The following is a 223-nucleotide window of genomic DNA, read 5'->3' as shown; positions in this document are numbered from 1 at the left end:
CATTGCTTCAGGTCGGGACTGTATCCAGAAGGTGAGTGATCCGGACTGGTTACACTTTTTTGAACGGTATAATCCGAACATTTTACCGGTACGATACGGTGCTATGTGGGGGATAGAATACTTTGACCCGCTGTTTTTCCGCATATCGCCGATGGAAGCGGATGCGATGGATGTGGCTCAAAGGATCTTGCTGGAAGAGATCTACCATGCTTTTGAGGATGCC

At 48.4% G+C, this 223-nt stretch carries 1 protein-coding gene; it reads left to right on the top strand.

The genetic code is table 11. The features are described from left to right. The coding region (locus tag ACGF5R_RS25005; protein WP_387693352.1) for a beta-ketoacyl synthase N-terminal-like domain-containing protein at positions 1 to 223 on the top strand (223 nt) is incomplete at both ends.

The sequence above is a fragment of the Photorhabdus sp. RM71S genome (assembly GCF_042879355.1).
Lineage (GTDB): Bacteria > Pseudomonadota > Gammaproteobacteria > Enterobacterales > Enterobacteriaceae > Photorhabdus > Photorhabdus kayaii.
The sequence above is the reverse complement of the archived record's forward strand: the minus strand, read 5'-3'. Positions and strand labels throughout refer to the sequence as shown.